The organism is Abyssicoccus albus, from assembly GCF_003815035.1.
GTDB lineage: Bacteria > Bacillota > Bacilli > Staphylococcales > Abyssicoccaceae > Abyssicoccus > Abyssicoccus albus.
The window spans coordinates 992,575-1,010,974 of the sequence record NZ_RKRK01000002.1 but is presented as its reverse complement, the minus strand read 5'-3'; the positions used below and the strand labels follow the sequence as shown (position 1 = coordinate 1,010,974).

Genomic DNA, 18,400 nt, shown 5'->3' with positions numbered 1-18,400 from the left:
AGATATGAATATCGTGATTATTGATGACCATTCAATCGTCAGGCAAGGATTGAAATACTTAATCGAATCTACTGAGAATATGGAAGTCATTGCAGAGTTTTCAAATGGTGAAGAGGCAATAAATTATTTACAATCTACTGTTGAGACAGTTGATGTTATCATTGTCGATCTCGTATTACCAGAGATGAATGGGATACAGATTACACAACAAATCAAATCAACGAACGCTCAAATGAAAGTCATTATATTGACAAGTTATTTAGAGGAGAAGTATATCATTCCAGCGTACCAATCGGGTGCTGATGGTTTTCTATTAAAGGATATTGCACCCAAAAATCTAATCAAAAATATTATCGAGGTCTATAAAGGGGTCAATGTAGTCAGTCAAGAAATTAAAGGGATGGTCAGTGATATTGATGAGTTACCTCATTTGAAAAATCCTTTATCTAACAGAGAGCTCGAAGTGCTTGCGGCGATGAGTCTAGGATTAAACAATCGTGAAATTGGAGAAAAATTATATGTTTCTGAAAAAACGGTCAAAACACATATATCGAATATACTTAGAAAGCTAGATGTATACGATAGAACGCAAGCTGTACTTTATAATCAAAAGTACAGCTTAACGATGAAATAATTAATATTCTGGCTCAATATGAACGATCGTTTCAGCGTTTTGATAATAATCGATCAGTATTGTTTCGATTTGTTCCGTGATGTAATGACTCTCAGTGACATTCAGATGGGGATCTACAGTCACTGTAACATCAATAAAAGTGACCATACCGTGACTTCTCGCTTTAATATCTTTAACATGATATACATCTTTGTGACTATCAACGAGTTGATGCATTTTTTGCAGTTCATCATGGTCAAATCCATCAGTTAATGTTATGGTAGATTCCTTAAATATACCTAAACTCGTTTTCATAATAATAAGACCGATGACCAGCGCTGCAATCGTGTCTAATATGTTGAATCCCAGTGATACACCTATAATACCAATCGCTGCACCAAAGGACACGAGAGCATCACTTAAATTATCGTAACTTGCAGCCTTTAAAGCTGTACTCGATGTTTTTTTCGCAATACGACGATTGATAAAACTTACAATGAGCATGATAATACCAGAAATCAATGCGATAATACTTGCGTTTATATTCGGTACTTGATGCGTGTCATTAATAAAGCTTGTAATGCCATCTATAAGTACTTGAACACTGACCGCAAACATAATGAAGCTTGCGAGTAAACTTGCAACAAACTCTGCACGATAATGGCCATAATTATGTATTTTGTCAGCAGGTTTAATTGAGATGGATAGTCCAATTAAAATTGCAATAGAGGATATTATATCAGTAGAATTATTCAATCCATCAGCAATCAATGCGTTGGAATGAAAAATGTAACCATATATTAATTTGAACACGGTTAAGATTAAATAAGTAAATATACTTAAATAAGCACCAAACTTAGCGTGTTTCACTTTATCTTGAATAGATTCCATACAGCACAATCACCTCAAACAGTATCATAACGTATTTAATCAGGTCGCACAATTTAAAGGAGTAAGATAATGAAAATAATATTAATTATAATATTTATGGCATGTGTCGGTGGTCTGATCGGTGGCGTAACGAATATGATTGCAATTAAAATGCTCTTTAGGCCGTATAAACCAATCTATATTTTTAATAAGAAATTACCATTTACACCTGGTGTCATCCCATCCAGAAGGAATCATTTATCGCAACAACTAGGAGAAATGGTGTCTAGTCATTTATTAACTAAGGATGTATTTCAGTCTAAGTTAAATGCACCATCAACGATTCATTGGATTAGTGAATGGATTGATTCGCAACTCGAAAGATTATTATTATCTGAACGTAGTATTCATGATATTTTGTTAAACTTCCATCCAAAGCCAGATGAATGGTTTAACACGCATATTTTACAAACGATTGATAAACATTTTGTAAAATTGCTAACTGATTATGAAGATAAACCGTTAAAGAATGTCATCCCAACACTATTTAAAGTACGTATAGATGATGGTGTAAGTGAAATAAATCCGTTGATTAGACAGAAGTTAATCGATTATTTAAAATCAAGTCGGGCATTAGATGACTTTACAATGATGATTGACAAGTTCATTCAGACGAAAGGACGATTGGCTCGTAGTATTTATCTCGTCATGACAAAAGAAGATCTTGCAAAAAAAGTCATTTTAGAACTCATAAAGTTAATTAATGATGATGACTTTATTCAAAAGTTAGATGATCAAATTCAATTAACATATAATGAACTACTTGATCACCCGATTGGATATTATGCTGATAAACTTAATTTGTATGATATTTTTAAAGAGGGAAGTGAACATTTATTACATAGTGATCGCGTTCAGTCAATATATCACAAACCACTTAAGGATGTGTCTCAATCATTTGTTTCAACGATAAGAAATGCAGGGACTGACAATATATCAAAACGTATTGTTATCACTGCTTCAACACATTTACCGACGATTGTCGACAATATGGATATAAAGCAAATGGTTAAAGATCAAATCGATAGCTTTGACTTGAATTATATCGAAACGCTTGTGATGGACGTCGCTCGAAATGAACTTAAAATGATTACACGATTAGGATTTATACTCGGGTGTTTTATTGGGATAATTCAAGGGTTAATCGCAATAATGGTATAAAAGACTTAGATATGTTAATGTGTTATTAGACTAATTAATAAAGGAGAATGTCACTATGTCAAACAATATTCATGATAAAGCACATGAAATGAGCAAAATCATTCGCGAGAGTGAGGAGTTCAATAATATTAAAGAAGCGTATAACAATGTAAACGCTGATCCTGAAACGAAAAAAACTTTTGATGATTTCCGTAATATTCAAATGACGTTACAACAAAAACAAATGCAAGGTGAAGAAATCACTGAAGAAGAAGTTCAACAAGCACAAGCTTCTGCTGAACAAATTGAACAAAATGAAACAATTAAAGGATTAATGGAAGCAGAACAACGCATGAGCGTATTAATCCAAGATGTAAACAAAATCATTATGGAACCAATTGAAGAATTATATGGTCTTCAACAAGATGAAGAATAATATATTGGTATAGAACCGTAAGGAGTATAGCATAGGCTATACTCCTTTTTTTCTTGAAAATACGATATAATAAAGTGATAATATATATGTAGATTTTGAAAATTGGAGTGGTTTCATGATTTCGTTTATACATTGTGCAGACTTGCACTTGGATAGTCCATTTAAATCAAAGCATCATTTACCTGAAACAATTTTGAATAAAGTGATGCAAAGTGGCTATGAAAGCTTTCGTAAAATTGTTCAACATGCAATTGATAAAGAAGTTGACTTCATCATTATATCTGGGGATGTATTCGATCAGTTAAATAGAACATTAAAAGCTGAAGTATTCATCCGTGATATGTTCGAACAACTTCAGGACCATGATATATTCGTTTATATGATTCATGGAAATCATGATCCATTAAATGATGGGGTTAAAACAACGCTTCCTGAAAATGTTGTTGTTTTTGATAAAGACGTTGGAAGTTATGAGTTGATTACGAAAAGAAATGAACATGTATTTATTCACGGATTTAGCTATCAAAAAGACATGAGCTATGAAAATAAATTAGATGAATACCCGACGAATCATGAAAACAAAGGGATACATATCGGGATTTTACATGGTACGTACTCTAAAGCAATGGATGTTAAAGAAAGATATACGGAATTCACACTCGAACAGTTAAATGAAAAGCTATATCACTATTGGGCATTAGGCCACATTCATAAACGACAAATGTTGAGTGACTTACCTGAAATTCATTATCCTGGGAATATTCAAGGAAGGCACATTAATGAATCGGGTGAAAAAGGATTTTTATACGTTCAAGGAGATAAAGCAAAGTTAAAAACACGCTTTATCCCTACACAATCAATAGTATGGAACAGAATAACGATCGAAACCGAAGCTGAAACAACTCAACAATTATTCGATGAAATTAAATCATACAAAGATAACCATAGAGAACATTATAGCCAAATGATTTATTTGGAATTAGACCATAAAACAAAAGATGTAGATAATATAGATTTACTTGAAATTAGACAACTCTTGAATGAGAATGAGCTCAGAGAAAAGAATTTTATATGGTTAGAAGATTTAACTTGGAATCATTCGACGAGAATGCATGATATGTTAATCCAAGAGTTTAGATCTACATTTTTAGAGCGTGATGATTTGGTTCAAGAAGCGACACAAGACTTATATCTAAATCCGAAAGCGAATCGTTATTTAAAACAATTAAACGACGTTGATAATGAACAACTGTTGTTAGACGGTGAAGCATACTTAAATTCATTAATGAGAAGGTCATAATCTATGAGAATTAAACAATTAGAAGTATACGGATACGGTAAACTGGAAAGCAAAAGATTTAATATTGATGATGGATTTATACAAATTTATGGTGAAAATGAGGCTGGAAAGTCTACATTACAAAATTTCATCCATTCTATTTTGTTTGGTTTTCCTGCTAAAAATGAAGTGGAGCCTAGAATGGAACCTAGACTTGCTAATAAGTATGGCGGTAAACTAATTGTGGATATAGACGGTCAGACGGTTGAAATTGAACGTGTGAAAGGGAAGTCTCAAGGCGATGTTGTCATCTATTTAGAAGATGGAACGACGCGTGATGAAGCATGGCTCAATAAAAAAATGAATTTTATTAATAAGAGAACGTTCCAAGGCATATTCAGCTTTAATGTTTTAGGTTTACAAGATATTCATAAAAATATGTCAGAAGAACGTCTGCAAAATTATTTATTACAAGCTGGAGCATTAGGTTCTACAGAATATAGTGTCATGTTAGATAAACTTCAACAAGAAAAAGATCGTTTATACAAAAAACAGGGCGTTAAACCGATTTTGAATCAACAAATCGAGGAACTTCAAGAAATGGAAAGTACGGTTAGACAACTTGAAAGTAGTGAATCCGATTATCATCAGTACATTTATGAACGAGATCGCTTAAATAAGCAACTGAGCGAACAACGTGAAATTTATAACCAGATGGATCAATTATATAAACATAAACTTCACGAGAAACAATATCACAAAGAAATTAAAGAGTGGTCAGAACTTGAGACGTTGTTGGATATTGAACCGATAACATTCCCAGAAAAGGGGATAGAGCGATATGAATTATCTAAGCAACAATTGACGCAAGCAAAAAAAGACCGTGAAATGCGTCAAAGTAAGTTAAATGTATTAGAACAAGAATTCAACAGAATTGAACTGGATGACGATGATTATATTCAAAGCGCACGAAGCGTTGTCAAAAATGAAGGAGAAGTCTTGACGTTAGAAGCAGATTATCGACATTTGAAATCTCAAATTAAAGAAAATCAAAAACATTTGAATCGACTCATGATGGATGTTGGATGGAATTCTGTTCCAGAGGATATTGATGATTCAAATATGATGCGTGAAAGAATTATTCAATTGTTACAACAACGTAAATCTAGCATGCAGGAGATTAATTTAATTGAACGTGATATGAAGAGTTTGGAAGAAGATAATGAATTACTAAAGTCTCAATATGACAAGATTACTTCAGATATTGTTTCGGATGAAGCATTACAGAAAGCATATGAATTAAAAGACAAACATATCGAAATGAATGAAAAGAAGAATATGTTTAATGTCATTAAAGCAGAGTATGAAGAAGGTATTGAAAACCAACGTAAATCAAGAAAAAAATACAATATCACGATGATCATATTTACAGTTGTATTTTTAGCATTATCGATTTACTTCTTTACAATACCTAACTTCATGTTCGCCATCATCTTTTTGGTTATTGCTATTCTGCCAATCGTGATGCTCATTTTAAATCGATCTGACGAAGATAGTAAATTTACCGAAGAGTATGAACAACAAATCGAAAGATTGAAACAAGAAATTGATGAGATGATTGAAAAGTATGGTCTTACGTTTGACTTATTCGAAGAAGAAGCAAAAAGAGATAATCTTAAAAGAATATCAGAACAACAATCATCGAATGAGCGTAAATACCGACTATTGGAACAAGAAGAACAAAAAATTGACGCTGCATTAGATCAAACAAATCAATCTTTGTTCGAAATTAAAGATGCGTTAAAGATTGATGATGCAGCTGAAATAGATCAACTTGATGGACTAATCGATGAAATTAGATCGATACGTTTTGTGAATGAAGAAATCAAAGATTTAAATGAAGAACTCACACTGATGAAGCAAAAGATGGCTGGGTTTTATGAAGAAGCGAATAAGCTTTTGCAATCCAATGTATATACTGAATCAAAGTATATGTTCAAAGATTTAAATGAACGCATTCAACGTCAAGAAGTTGGCAAACATCAACAGCAACAACTGTCAGATCAACTAGAACTGTTACAAAGCGAAATAAAAACATTAGAGCACCAAATCGATGAATCCAATGAGCATATCGAATCATTATTTGATTATGTTGATGCTGACGACGAAGAGGAATATTATTCATTGTATAATGCATATAACACATATGAGCAACGAAAATCTAAATATAAATCATTGTCAGAGCAATTGGATAATGAAAACTTTGATTATTATACGAGAAAACATTTAACGACAATTTCTGATCATGATATGAATGAAGAAATTGCTCATTTGGAATTACAACGTAATGAAGTGATGCAGATGATAGAAGATATTCAAATGGATTTATCAGATGTCAAAGCAACAATTAAGAAATATGAAGAAAACGGTGAGCTTTCAAAGTTAAGACATCAATTCGAAATTAAGAAAGCGAAATTCCAATCGCTTGCCCATGACTACATGTCATTAAGTTACTTACAAACACTAATTGACACGCATATTCAACAAATTAAAGATGAACGATTACCACATGTGATTGGGGACGCTACAGAAATTTTCAAAACATTGACAGAGCATCGCTATACAAACGTGTATTACAACGAAGAAGGTATTAGCGTTAAGCATGAGAATGGACAACAGTTCCATCCAATTGAAGTATCACAATCAACGAAAGAGTTATTATATATTGCTTTAAGATTTGCTTTAATTAAATCATTAAAAAATTATTATAACTTTCCAGTTATTATCGATGATGCCTTTGTTCATTTTGATAAGCATCGTAAGAAACTAATTATGAGATATTTACTCAATGAACCATTCGAACAAATATTGTACTTTACGTGCAATCAAGATCTCACGATACCGAAATCACAAACAATTGTATTAGAATCTTAAAATAGGAGGAATTAAATGACACTCATTAAAGATTTGCAACCGACAGACCATGTTGAAGCGTTTTATTTAGTTCATCGTGTTGTCCTTGGTGTTACGAATCAAGGGAAAGAATATATGACGCTATATTTACGTGACAAAACAGGGGAAATCGATGCGAAACTATGGACGATTGAAGCGTCTGATAAAGAGCAGCTACAACCACAAAATATTATCAAAGTGAAAGCTGATATTATTGATTATCGTGGAAAGAAACAAATGAAAATTATACAATATCGGTTAAGTACAACAGAGGATCATCTTTCGTTATCACAATTTGTTGAGACAGCACCGATGTCGCCTGAAGAAATAGAACAAGAAATTATGGACTATATCATAGAAATACAGAATGCACCACTTCAACGCATTACAAGAACATTATTAAGTAAGCATCGTGAAGCATTTTATAAATATCCAGCAGCAAGTAGTTTTCACCATGATTTTGCTGGAGGTCTTAGTTATCACGTTGTGACAATGTTACGCATTGCGAAGTCTTTAAGTGAAATATATCCGAAGTTAAATAAAGGATTACTCTATTCGGGGATTATTTTACATGATATGGGTAAGATTAGAGAATTAACAGGAGCAGTCGCGACACAATATACGCTAGAAGGAAACCTACTAGGACATATTTCAATCATGCATGATGAAATATCGCAAACAGCGTTAGAGTTAGGTTTAGAAGATACTGAAGAAGTATTACTATTAAAGCATATTATCTTAAGTCATCACGGTAAGCTTGAATATGGTTCACCTAAATTGCCTTTAATTCAAGAAGCAGAGATTATACATTTCATAGATAATATTGATGCAAGAATGCAGATGTTTGATAAACATCTTATGAAAGTCAGTGAAGGAGAGTACACTGAACGTATTTTCGGTTTGGAGAACCGTTCATTTTATAAACCAAATATTAGCTCAATCAATTTTGAATAAACATTAAGAAAAACCGAAGACACTTCTTTACGTCTTCGGTTTTTTATAGTTGCCATATTGAAGAGAAGAGAGTGAAACTGGCAACTAATAGCGTTCAATACTTTAAAAAGCGATCAGCACCATGTGGTGTTGATCGCTTTAATGTTAAAATTATTTAGATTCTTCAGCTGAAGGTGCAGCCGGTTGTTGTTCTTGATCAGCTAATATTTTTTCTTCGACAAATTTTTTAATGTCTTCGTTTTTATAATCCACTTTATATTCATCTAACAATTTTTTATAAATATCTTTAACTTTGTTAGGTTCTTCTTGTAACAGTGATTGTCTTAATTGATTTTTCAATTGATCTTTTTGTTTATCGAAGTCATCTTCTTTATCATGCTTAATAATATGATAACCAAAGTCTGTTTTAACTAGTTCATCGTGAATCTTACCTTCTTCAGTATTAAATAAAACTTTTTCAAACTCTTCTACAGTTTGACCTTTAGTCACATATCCTAAACTACCATCTTTTTCTTTAGTTCCAGCATCCATTGTATGTTTCTTAGCTAATTCACCGAATTTTTTAGGGTCTTCCTTCACTTGTTTTAACAAATCTTCAGCTTTCTTTTTAGCTTCTTTATCTGATAAAGCTTCCTTATCTTCAGGTTGCCCTTCAGGTTTTTTCTCATCAGATTTCACTTTGATTAAAATATGTGAAGCTTTTTGAGTTTTTTCTTTGAGTTCTTTATCACTAATTTCAAATTCTTCATCGAAAAGTTGTTGTTGGTATGCTTGTTGTACTTTTTGTGATTTAAAACTATCAACTGTCATTCCTGGGTTTTGTTGTTGCATTAACTGTTCGAATGACTCTTTACCACCGTATTTTTCGATTTCTTTGTCTGCTTCTTCTTCAAGCTCCTTTTTGTCTACTTTGTCTTTATATTTATCTTCTAAAATATCAGATATCGTAATTTGGAATGCTTGTTGAGCCATAGCATCAGAACCCATTTCATCTAAAATGTCTCCTGTAGTTGTTTTACCAGCTTTTGACTCAATGAGTACTTCACCTTTATCGGCTTGTTTACCATCTTTAGAATCACCAGAATCGTTATTACATGCAGCAAGTGTCAATGCACTAGCAGTGATTAAGATGGGTAATGTGCGTCTTTTCATAATGATCGCTCCTTTAAATTGTTATCAAAATTCAATATACCATACTGCCTTATGATGGACAAACAATTCTATATACTTGCAAGAATAATTGTTAATTGAATTTTTGCTTCATTAAAATTTCTAAACCGTGTTTACGTTCATCGATATGTGTTGCATAAGGACAATTAATAATGTGTGCAACATAGATAAAGTCAATCAATGAAATACCTAAATTAATTGAAGCAATAATGATAAAGTAATGCGCAAACATTGGGAATGGAATAATCAACAATATAACCGCAACGGTAAGTATCAAAAAAGGTGTAATCAAAGCCAAAATATATTCAAAAATTAATACTGGACGTTTTACACGAACATTCATAAAGTTGAATAATGATTTTTTGTTATTGAAAGAGATATTTAAATATTTATAATGACGCAATAATGGGAGCGTATGCAATAATTTGTGCAACGGATATATTGCAATGAGTGATATAAAGAAAATTAATGCATTACGATCTGTTAATGGTTCATCAGACAAGAGTAGGAACCCTTCATATAAAACACAAAAGGATAAGAAGGTTAATAGCAAACTAAACAACGTCATTCTTACAAATCCAATTTTGCGTCTTAAGTTTATTGATTGTTCACAAATAAACATTTAAACACCTCCTAAGCCATTTATGTATCACATTATGCGCCGCCTATTACAATAAGTCAATGCTATAATGGTTAATCTTTTTTGAAACAAATAAAAGCTTGAAACCATGTGGTTTCAAGCTTTGATAAAATTTATTTCTTTTTAATATTTGTCATGTCACTCACTTCTTTTTGAATCGTTTCTCCATTTTGTTGAAGACCTTCGACATCTTTTTTAATGTTATTGATATTAGGTTCGATATCTTGCTTAAAATTTTCAATCATTGTTTTAATTTCATCGCCTAATGATTGGAATGTTTCAACTGATTCTTCTTTCGATTGCATGAATGAATCTTTGATACTCAATGCATTGTACTTAATATCATCGATATTTTTCACTGATTTAGTCTTCGTGTTTTTAAGAGACTGTATTGTGTCTTCGCCTGATTTTGGTGCATTCAATATTGATATGGCAGCACCACCCGCAGCACCAATTACAACACCAAGTAGAACGTTAGTCATTTTCATATTATATTCCTCCGTATTCATGTTTAATTGTATATAACTACTACATACCCAATTCTTTCCTAATTAATCTTGAATCATTAACTTTTGGTGTATCTCATCTGATAACAATGGATCTGTATCGGACGGTGTTTCAAATTGTGGGTCGAAACCATCAAATTGTTCAGAATACCTCGGAATCAAATGGAAATGTACATGGAAAACAGATTGCAATGCATACTCACCATTGTTTTGTAATATATTTAATCCATCACAATTTAACGTTTCTTTCAGATGTTTTGCCACTTTAGGGATGGATTGACTAAAGTTTTTCATATCTTCAGCAGATAGGTCATAAATCGTTTCTGCATGAACCTTTGGAATAATTAGTGTGTGACCTAAACTAACAGGTTCAATATCTAGAAATGCATAAGTATACTCATCTTCATAAATTTTTTTAGATGGAATTTCACCATTAATAATTTGACAAAAAATACACATTGTAAAACCACCTTTCATGTTAATCTTATTATGAGTGAAATCATTTCGTATGACAAATGTTTCGGTTATACTTGAAATTATATATTAACTATAAAAGAGGTGTCACAATGAGTTTGTTAAATGTTGAACAATTATCAGGTGGATACAATAGAAAGAAAATTATAGAAGGACTTAATTTCACCATTGAGCGCGGTGACGTTGTTGGACTTATTGGGTTGAATGGTGCAGGGAAGTCCACAACGATAAAACATATTTTAGGTATTTTAACACCGATAGAAGGAACGATTACACTGAATGACCTATCGATTTCAAAAGATTTAAGTGAATATAGAAGTCGCCTCAGCTACATACCAGAAGCACCCGTGTTATATGACGAATTGACGTTAAAAGAACATATTGAAATGACGTGTATGGCGTATAGTATCCCTGTTGATATCGGCATGGAAAGAGCGCAACCACTACTTAAAGTGTTTCGGTTAAGTGATAAGATAGATGTATTGCCGATTCATTTTTCTAAAGGTATGAAGCAGAAAGTGATGATTATCTGTGCATTCATCGTTGAACCTGATATTTACATTATCGATGAACCTTTTATAGGATTAGATCCGTTAGCGATACAAGATTTATTGGATTTGATTAAGAGAGAAAGAGGAATAGATCGTGCAGTACTGATGAGTACTCATATTCTTGCAACGGCTGAGTCTTATTGTAATAAGTTTTTAATTTTACACGAAGGACGACAAGTCGCTTTTGGGACAATCGATGAATTAAGAGCACAATTAAATTTAGCAGGGTATTCTCTTGAAGCAATGTATGCTCATATTGCAAGTGGAGTGGGTCAGTCGTGACAAGTCGTAATTTATATCAACTGCGTAAAAAACAATTTAATAATCAAGCGATGCAATATAATAAATATATTTTCAATAGTCACTTTTTATTGTTCTTATTTATTAGTTTTGGTGCATTTTTATTATGGTATCAACAACTAATACAGAATGGTGAACCTCATCTATATCAACGAATTGCTGTAAGTTTAATCATTGGACTTGTTTCTGTACAATCGATCAGAATGTATTTGAAACGTGCTGACATGTTATATCTACTACCCTATGAACAACATATGTCTGATTATTTCAATAATGCGATCGTCGATTCTATCAAGAAATTAATCGTTAGAAAGATAATCGTTGCACTCATTTTATCTCCGCTCGCGATGTTAGAAGGGTTAACGGGTTATCAGTTTATACTGCTCATAATACTAATCATAATACTGACTACTTTGATGCTCTTAATGAAAGCATTGTTAATTATATCGGGTCATTACAGTGTCGTATTTGACTTGGTTCAAGTGATTGTTGTTAGTACAATTGTATTAAGTTCATTTTATAACACGTTGATATCTATCGTGTTCATTAGCGTGTGTATCATGATATGTTCTACTTTAGTGTATTGGATTAAACATAAAAAGCTGCTCGTTAATTGGGGAGCATTGATTGATTATGAGATGAAGCTTGAAGAATCTTATTATAAGTTTATCAATATGTTTGTCGACGTACCTCATTTAGGTCTCCGTGTTAAAAGAAGACAGTGGTTGGACCCAATCGTTTCGTTATTAACGCCTAGCAATAAGGGCCCTTTGACTATTTTCGAATATGTGTATGTTAGAAGTTTGGTAAGGGGTAAAGAATTACTCTTTATTTGTATTAGATTGATCGTGTTAGCTGTTATTGTAATGTATTTAGTGCGTAATGTTCATGTCGACACGTTAGTTGTGACGCTTTGTGTATATTTAATTGCATTACAACTCATTCAACTGTTTATGCAGCATCGTTACGGTCAATGGATTGAAATATGGCCAATCGATGAAAGAGATCAGATTAGACAATTTAAACGTTTTTATTTTAAAATCATGATGGCAGTTATCATTATCTTATTAGTCGCTTTTGTTATTTTCCATCCTAGTCAGTTTTATTACATCCTCATTCCAATTGGGATTCTAGTGTACACGTATTATGTGACAACGAAGAAACTAGTCGCTCAATATTATGAGCTTTCTGATTAACGAAATAAGACCACTCAATCGAGTGGTCTTATATTTATGATTCAAGATGTTCTTCTTGATTTGGTTTTAATACTTCAACATGTTGACTCATATGGAACAAGTCTGTTCCTTTGAAACGTTTTGCATGGTCATGGTTGAAATACTCATTGAAGAATGCACTTTCTTCGAAAGGCTTCACAAGCTCATCTGATGAAAATGATACTAGAATAATATATGCATCATCATCTAACACTTTAGCAATACGGTAAGCATTCGTTGATTCAATTGTGTCTATATCTTGTTGAACATTTTCCTTAAATGCTGACTCATGATCTGTAGAAACAGGTAAGTAATTGTAATAAATAAAATCTTGATCAGATAAATGACCGTTAGAATGGATCACTTCAGCCGAAGTTGGTGATGTGAATATTGATTCACCATCATTCTCTTGAATTAAACGTGTTCTACCTGTTGCTAGATAAAGCAAAACATCTTCATGCTGTTCCGCAATTTTTGATAAGTATGGGTAAGTCCCACTTGTCAAGTGTAGTTTCATTTTTACGCCTCCAATATATATTGTAATATTCATTATAAATTATGAACATTTTTGTGACTTTTGGCAAATAGAAAACAACTCATTCTATTTAATATGTTAAAATAATAGAGATAAATAGAATGAAGCATGGAGGATTTATGGTGCAAAACTTTAACGATACAATATTAAAAGCAATACGAAATGAACAAACAACGCATACACCATTATGGTTTATGAGACAAGCAGGGAGAAGTCAACCTGAATACCGTGAGATTAAAAAAAAATACTCACTGTTTGAAATTACTCAACAACCTGAATTATGTGCATACGTGACACAATTACCTGTAGAGCAGTACAATACAGATGCGGCCATTCTATATAAAGATATTATGTCCCCGTTAGAAGGTATTGGGGTGGATGTTGAAATTAAATCAGGGATTGGTCCTGTCATCGATCAGCCGATTCAGTCGTTATCGGATGTAGAGAAATTGACACCGTTTAATCCATATGAAGCGGTTCCTTATGTGCTTGATACAATTAAAATTTTGACGACTGAGAAATTGAATGTACCTCTTATCGGATTTGCAGGTGCACCGTTTACACTTGCGAGCTATATGATTGAAGGTGGGCCGTCTAAAAATTATAACAAGACGAAAGGGTTTATGTATAAAGATCCAAAAGCATGGAACTTACTCATGACGAAGTTAAGTGATATGACGATTACTTATTTACGAGCTCAAATTGATGCAGGTGCTAAACTCATTCAATTATTCGATAGTTGGGTCGGTGCGTTAAATGTTCAAGATTATCAGGCATTTATTCAGCCACACATGAAGCGTATCGTATCAGAAGTGAAGGCGACACACCCAGTACCAATCATTATGTTTGGTGTTGGTGCGAGTCATCAAATGATTGAATGGCAAGAGACAGGTATTGATGTTGTCGGTTTAGACTGGAGAACAACAATCGATGAAGCGCGAAATCGTGGTATCGTTCAAACGGTTCAAGGAAATCTAGACCCAGCCATTTTATTAGCACCATGGGATGTCATTGAAGAACGTACGAGAGCCATTTTAGATCAAGGGTTGAAATCGAATCAATACATCTTTAATCTCGGTCATGGGGTATTCCCTGAAGTACAACCAGCTACATTAAAGCGTGTCAGTCAATTCGTTCATGATTATTCTGCACACGTTAAATCAACACAACAATAATTAGACAAGGTAGGTAAACATTATGACTAAAAAAGCACTCCTAGTGATGGCGTATGGTACGCCGTATACAGAAGAAGATATAGAACCATATTACACGCATATTCGTCACGGGCGTAAGCCAAGTGAAGAAGCATTACAAGATTTAAAAGATCGTTACGAAGCAATTGGTGGTATTTCTCCACTGGCGAAAACGACAGAAAATCAAGCACAAGCTTTAGTTGAAGCATTAAATCAACGTACTGGTGAAGAGTATGCATTGTATATTGGGTTAAAGCATATTACGCCGTTCATTGAAGATGCGGTAAAACAAATGCATGAAGATGGCATTGAAGAAGCAGTTTCCATTGTTTTAGCCCCTCATTATTCTAATTTTAGTGTTGGCTCATACAATAAACGTGCGAAAGAAGAGTGTGATCAATACGGTATTCAGTTAAAGTCAGTGGAAAGCTTTTATGAACAACCGAAGTTCAAGCAATATTGGATTGATATCATTAATGAAACGTTACAAAACATTCCAGAAAGTGAGCATGATGAGACAGCATTAATTGTAAGTGCCCATTCATTACCAGAAAAAATTAAGGAACATAATGATCCATATCCAGATCAATTAGAGCAAAATATGCAATATTTACACGAAGAAACAAATAGCCAACATACTCATCTAGGATGGCAATCAGAAGGCAATACGCCAGATCCTTGGTTAGGGCCAGATGTTCAAGATTTAACGAAAGACTTACATGCGTCTCATGGCTACAAGCATTTTATATATGCACCTGTTGGATTTGTGTGTGAACATTTAGAAGTATTATATGATAACGATTATGAGTGTAAGGTTGTCTGTGATGAAGTCGGTGCAACATATCACCGTCCAACAATGCCAAATACGGATGAAAGATTTATTGATGCAATGGTTGATGCAATCATAGCGTTAAAATAACTTATAGAAAGAAGAATGTTTTATGACACGTGTCGCCATTATTGGTGGTGGAATTACAGGGTTGTCAACGGCATATTACTTAAAGCAGTTAGATTCTAATGTTGAAGTTGATTTATACGAAGCATCTGATCGTTTTGGTGGCAAAGTGAAGACATATCGCGATGAAGATTATACGCTTGAACTTGGTCCAGAATCATATTTAGGACGTAAAGTGGTCATGACAGAACTCGCTAAATCATTAGGTTTAGAGAATGAACTTGTCAGAAACCAAGTTGGCCAATCATATATTTATGCGAATAATCGATTACACCCAATGCCAGGGGGATCTATTTTAGGTATCCCAACAGAGATTGTCCCCTTCATGAAGACTGGGTTACTATCACCACAAGCGAAGGTGCGTGCTGGGATGGAGTTGTTCATTCCGAAGACGACTGACCGAGTGGATATATCGTTAGGACAATTTTTTAGACAGAGACTAGGTAATGGTGTGTTAGATAACATTATCGAGCCATTGCTATCAGGTATTTATGGTGGAAACATTGATCGTTTGAGCCTAGAATCAACATTCCCAATGTTTCGTGATCAAGTGATTCAACAAGGAAGCTTGATAAAAGGGATGAAAGAAACGAAGAAAGCACGTCGTGGTCAATCATCTACAGACGGTGGTCAATTCTTACAATTTAAGAGTGGATTAGAATCAATGATTGACGCGCTCGTTGAAGCGGTTGAAGAGATGGGCGTTAATACGCATCTGAACAGTAAAGTTGACTATAATTATGACGGGCAACATCAAGTAATAGTGAACGGTGACGTTGTAGCATACGACAACGTTGTCATCACAACACCGCACCAAGTCTTTAAAAGATGGTTTTCAGATGATGTGATGTTTACTTGGTTTAATCAAATGCCATCAACATCTGTTGCAACAGTGTTATTAGTCTTTGATGAATCACAAGTGCATAATGAACACGAAGGAACAGGCTTTGTCGTTGCGCGAAATAGCGATGTTCACATTACAGCATGCACGTGGACGAATAAGAAATGGCCTCATACGACACCAGAAGGTAAAGTTGTCTTAAGAGCATATATTGGCAAACCAGATGATCCGATTGTTGAACATGCAACAGATGATGAATTAGTTAACATAGCGTTAAGTGATTTGAATGAAGTGATGACAATCGATGGACGTCCAGAACGAAGTTTTGTGACAAAACTTGTCCGAAGCATGCCGCAATATGAAGTTGGACACAAGAGATACATGGACATACTTAAGTCACATATCAATCAGCAATACCCAGGTTTGATTATTACTGGCGCAAGTATTGATGCGGTTGGTTTACCCGATTGCGTAGGATTCGGAAAAGCGAGTGCAGAACAAATATTAACTTAATGTTAAAATATTGTAAAATTTCCATCGGAGTTAACAAATTGTTAACTCCGTGTTGTATTATTAAAGTATACAAAGGAGGAATGTTTTATGATGTTTAACTACACAATTAATTTCAACACGATGTGTGTCATTCCAGCAACGCAAGGTAATATTACGAGACTATGCACTGTCCATGAATTAAATGGAGAGAAAGTAACTGTCGCTGCAACAACTCAAGAGGTCATTCATCACGCATGCGAACATTACAGTTATTCTTATGATGCAAGAAAGCATTTCTCAACCCATTTAATTGATGTGACACATAAACCTCCATTATTAATAGATTTATACGGTAAATTATTATTTTTTCCAACATTATCAGATCGTAATAAGGAAGTTGCATGGTTCAACTTATCCTACATTGAGTCATATCATGAAACATATAACGATACAGTGCTTGTGAAGTTTAAGAATGGTGAAAAAGTAGAATTACCATTGTCTTTACATATTTTTAATAAGCAATATTTACTGGCAACAAAGTTATATTTTAAGTTTAATCAGTACATTAAAAATTTAGATGAATCCTACCAATCCAATTCAGGTCATGATATATCCAAGGCAGGCAATCCTTTTTACCAATTACATCATGACAACTACATGAACTTTTTAGCAGAACGAGATAATCAACGACAATTTCAACTGAAATAATTTTTTGGCTGTTATCCCTTGCAAAATTATATAGAATTGTTATAATAAATATTGTCGTTAAAATAAATAAATAAATAAATTAATCCACAGTAGCTCAGTGGTAGAGCTATCGGCTGTTAACCGATCGGTCGTAGGTTCAAGTCCTACCTGTGGAGCCATGGAGTAGTACTCAAGAGGCTGAAGAGGCGCCCCTGCTAAGGGTGTAGGTCGCTAACGCGGCGCGAGGGTTCAAATCCCTCCTACTCCGTTTTGACTGAATACCGTTATATTACATTTACTTAAAATGTTGATATGACGGTATTTTTAATTGTATTTAATTCTATTTATTTTACCTAGTCACACCTTTTTCACACCTTTTGAGGGTAGGTAGGTTGCAAAATATCACACCTCAACATTCTGAAATTATTATATGTTAGTTTGAAGAGAATATTGCGAAACTACCCACTAATTCACTCAGATAGTGGGTAGAATGAAAGGCAAGTGAAGAAACTACCAACTAAAATGCTAAATTAGTGGG

General features: G+C 33.6%; 18 protein-coding genes and 2 tRNA genes. 14 read left to right on the top strand and 6 right to left on the bottom strand.

Annotation, left to right across the window (positions count from 1 at the left end):
• Positions 1–4 precede the first annotated feature (4 nt).
• Positions 5–634 carry a response regulator transcription factor gene (locus EDD62_RS04910; RefSeq protein WP_077139928.1) on the top strand — a complete coding sequence of 210 codons (630 nt, stop codon included), beginning with the start codon at positions 5–7 and terminating at the stop codon, positions 632–634.
• On the opposite strand, the gene EDD62_RS04905 is transcribed toward EDD62_RS04910, so the two are convergent.
• Positions 635–1,504: a cation diffusion facilitator family transporter gene (locus EDD62_RS04905; protein WP_077139929.1), complete on the bottom strand. Its 870-nt coding sequence runs from the start codon at positions 1,502–1,504 to the stop codon at positions 635–637.
• Between the two features lie 69 nt (positions 1,505–1,573).
• Here EDD62_RS04905 and EDD62_RS04900 point away from each other — a divergent pair, with 69 nt between their 5' ends.
• From EDD62_RS04900 to yhaM, 5 genes are all read left to right on the top strand, one after another.
• Positions 1,574–2,704 carry a DUF445 domain-containing protein gene (locus EDD62_RS04900; RefSeq protein ID WP_123807754.1) on the top strand — a complete coding sequence of 377 codons (1,131 nt, stop codon included), beginning with the start codon at positions 1,574–1,576 and terminating at the stop codon, positions 2,702–2,704.
• A 55-nt stretch (positions 2,705–2,759) separates the two neighbouring features.
• Positions 2,760–3,119 carry a YlbF/YmcA family competence regulator gene (locus tag EDD62_RS04895; RefSeq protein WP_077139931.1) on the top strand — a complete coding sequence of 120 codons (360 nt, stop codon included), beginning with the start codon at positions 2,760–2,762 and terminating at the stop codon, positions 3,117–3,119.
• 115 nt (positions 3,120–3,234) lie between these two features.
• Positions 3,235–4,419, top strand: coding sequence for a metallophosphoesterase family protein (locus EDD62_RS04890; RefSeq protein ID WP_077139932.1), 1,185 nt, complete (start codon positions 3,235–3,237; stop codon positions 4,417–4,419).
• Between the two features lie 3 nt (positions 4,420–4,422).
• Entirely contained in the window at positions 4,423–7,332 is a 2,910-nt protein-coding gene (locus tag EDD62_RS04885) for an ATP-binding protein (RefSeq protein ID WP_123807753.1), read from the top strand.
• 15 nt (positions 7,333–7,347) lie between these two features.
• Complete coding sequence (yhaM, locus tag EDD62_RS04880) at positions 7,348–8,304, top strand: 3'-5' exoribonuclease YhaM (protein ID WP_123807752.1); 957 nt, start codon at positions 7,348–7,350, stop codon at positions 8,302–8,304.
• A 150-nt stretch (positions 8,305–8,454) separates the two neighbouring features.
• Here the strand turns inward: yhaM and EDD62_RS04875 are convergent, their stop codons facing one another.
• The 4 genes from EDD62_RS04875 to EDD62_RS04860 all read right to left on the bottom strand — a co-directional run bounded on the left by EDD62_RS04875 (position 8,455) and on the right by EDD62_RS04860 (position 11,079).
• Positions 8,455–9,456, bottom strand: coding sequence for a foldase protein PrsA (locus EDD62_RS04875; protein WP_123807751.1), 1,002 nt, complete (start codon positions 9,454–9,456; stop codon positions 8,455–8,457).
• A gap of 91 nt (positions 9,457–9,547) precedes the next feature.
• Entirely contained in the window at positions 9,548–10,096 is a 549-nt protein-coding gene (locus EDD62_RS04870; protein ID WP_123807750.1) for a DUF3267 domain-containing protein, read from the bottom strand.
• 131 nt (positions 10,097–10,227) lie between these two features.
• Entirely contained in the window at positions 10,228–10,602 is a 375-nt protein-coding gene (locus EDD62_RS04865) for a YtxH domain-containing protein (protein ID WP_170152777.1), read from the bottom strand.
• 63 nt (positions 10,603–10,665) lie between these two features.
• A complete protein-coding gene (locus EDD62_RS04860) occupies positions 10,666–11,079 on the bottom strand; it encodes an HIT family protein (RefSeq protein ID WP_123807748.1) in 414 nt (137 codons plus the stop codon).
• Positions 11,080–11,186: 107 nt separating this feature from the next.
• On the opposite strand from EDD62_RS04860, the gene EDD62_RS04855 reads away from it, so the two are divergent.
• Positions 11,187–11,927, top strand: a complete 741-nt coding sequence (locus tag EDD62_RS04855) for an ABC transporter ATP-binding protein (protein WP_123807747.1) — start codon at positions 11,187–11,189, stop codon at positions 11,925–11,927.
• Positions 11,924–13,141: an ABC transporter permease gene (locus EDD62_RS04850; RefSeq protein WP_123807746.1), complete on the top strand. Its 1,218-nt coding sequence runs from the start codon at positions 11,924–11,926 to the stop codon at positions 13,139–13,141. Before EDD62_RS04855 ends, EDD62_RS04850 begins: the two co-directional genes overlap by 4 nt.
• A gap of 34 nt (positions 13,142–13,175) precedes the next feature.
• Here the strand turns inward: EDD62_RS04850 and EDD62_RS04845 are convergent, their stop codons facing one another.
• Positions 13,176–13,676: a hypothetical protein gene (locus EDD62_RS04845; protein ID WP_123807745.1), complete on the bottom strand. Its 501-nt coding sequence runs from the start codon at positions 13,674–13,676 to the stop codon at positions 13,176–13,178.
• Between the two features lie 137 nt (positions 13,677–13,813).
• Here EDD62_RS04845 and hemE point away from each other — a divergent pair, with 137 nt between their 5' ends.
• The 6 genes from hemE (at position 13,814) to EDD62_RS04815 (ending at position 18,130) form a co-directional block, all read left to right on the top strand.
• Positions 13,814–14,869, top strand: coding sequence for a uroporphyrinogen decarboxylase (gene hemE / locus EDD62_RS04840; protein WP_123807744.1), 1,056 nt, complete (start codon positions 13,814–13,816; stop codon positions 14,867–14,869).
• Positions 14,870–14,891: 22 nt separating this feature from the next.
• Positions 14,892–15,806, top strand: a complete 915-nt coding sequence (gene hemH / locus EDD62_RS04835) for a ferrochelatase (RefSeq protein WP_123807743.1) — start codon at positions 14,892–14,894, stop codon at positions 15,804–15,806.
• 22 nt (positions 15,807–15,828) lie between these two features.
• On the top strand, positions 15,829–17,196 hold the full coding sequence (gene hemY / locus EDD62_RS04830; protein ID WP_077139944.1) for a protoporphyrinogen oxidase: 1,368 nt from the start codon (positions 15,829–15,831) through the stop codon (positions 17,194–17,196).
• Between the two features lie 87 nt (positions 17,197–17,283).
• Positions 17,284–17,883, top strand: a complete 600-nt coding sequence (locus EDD62_RS04825; protein ID WP_123807742.1) for a competence protein ComK — start codon at positions 17,284–17,286, stop codon at positions 17,881–17,883.
• Between the two features lie 83 nt (positions 17,884–17,966).
• Positions 17,967–18,041 (top strand) — tRNA-Asn (locus EDD62_RS04820).
• 1 nt (position 18,042) lies between these two features.
• Positions 18,043–18,130: transfer RNA gene (locus EDD62_RS04815), tRNA-Ser, on the top strand.
• Positions 18,131–18,400 lie beyond the last annotated feature (270 nt).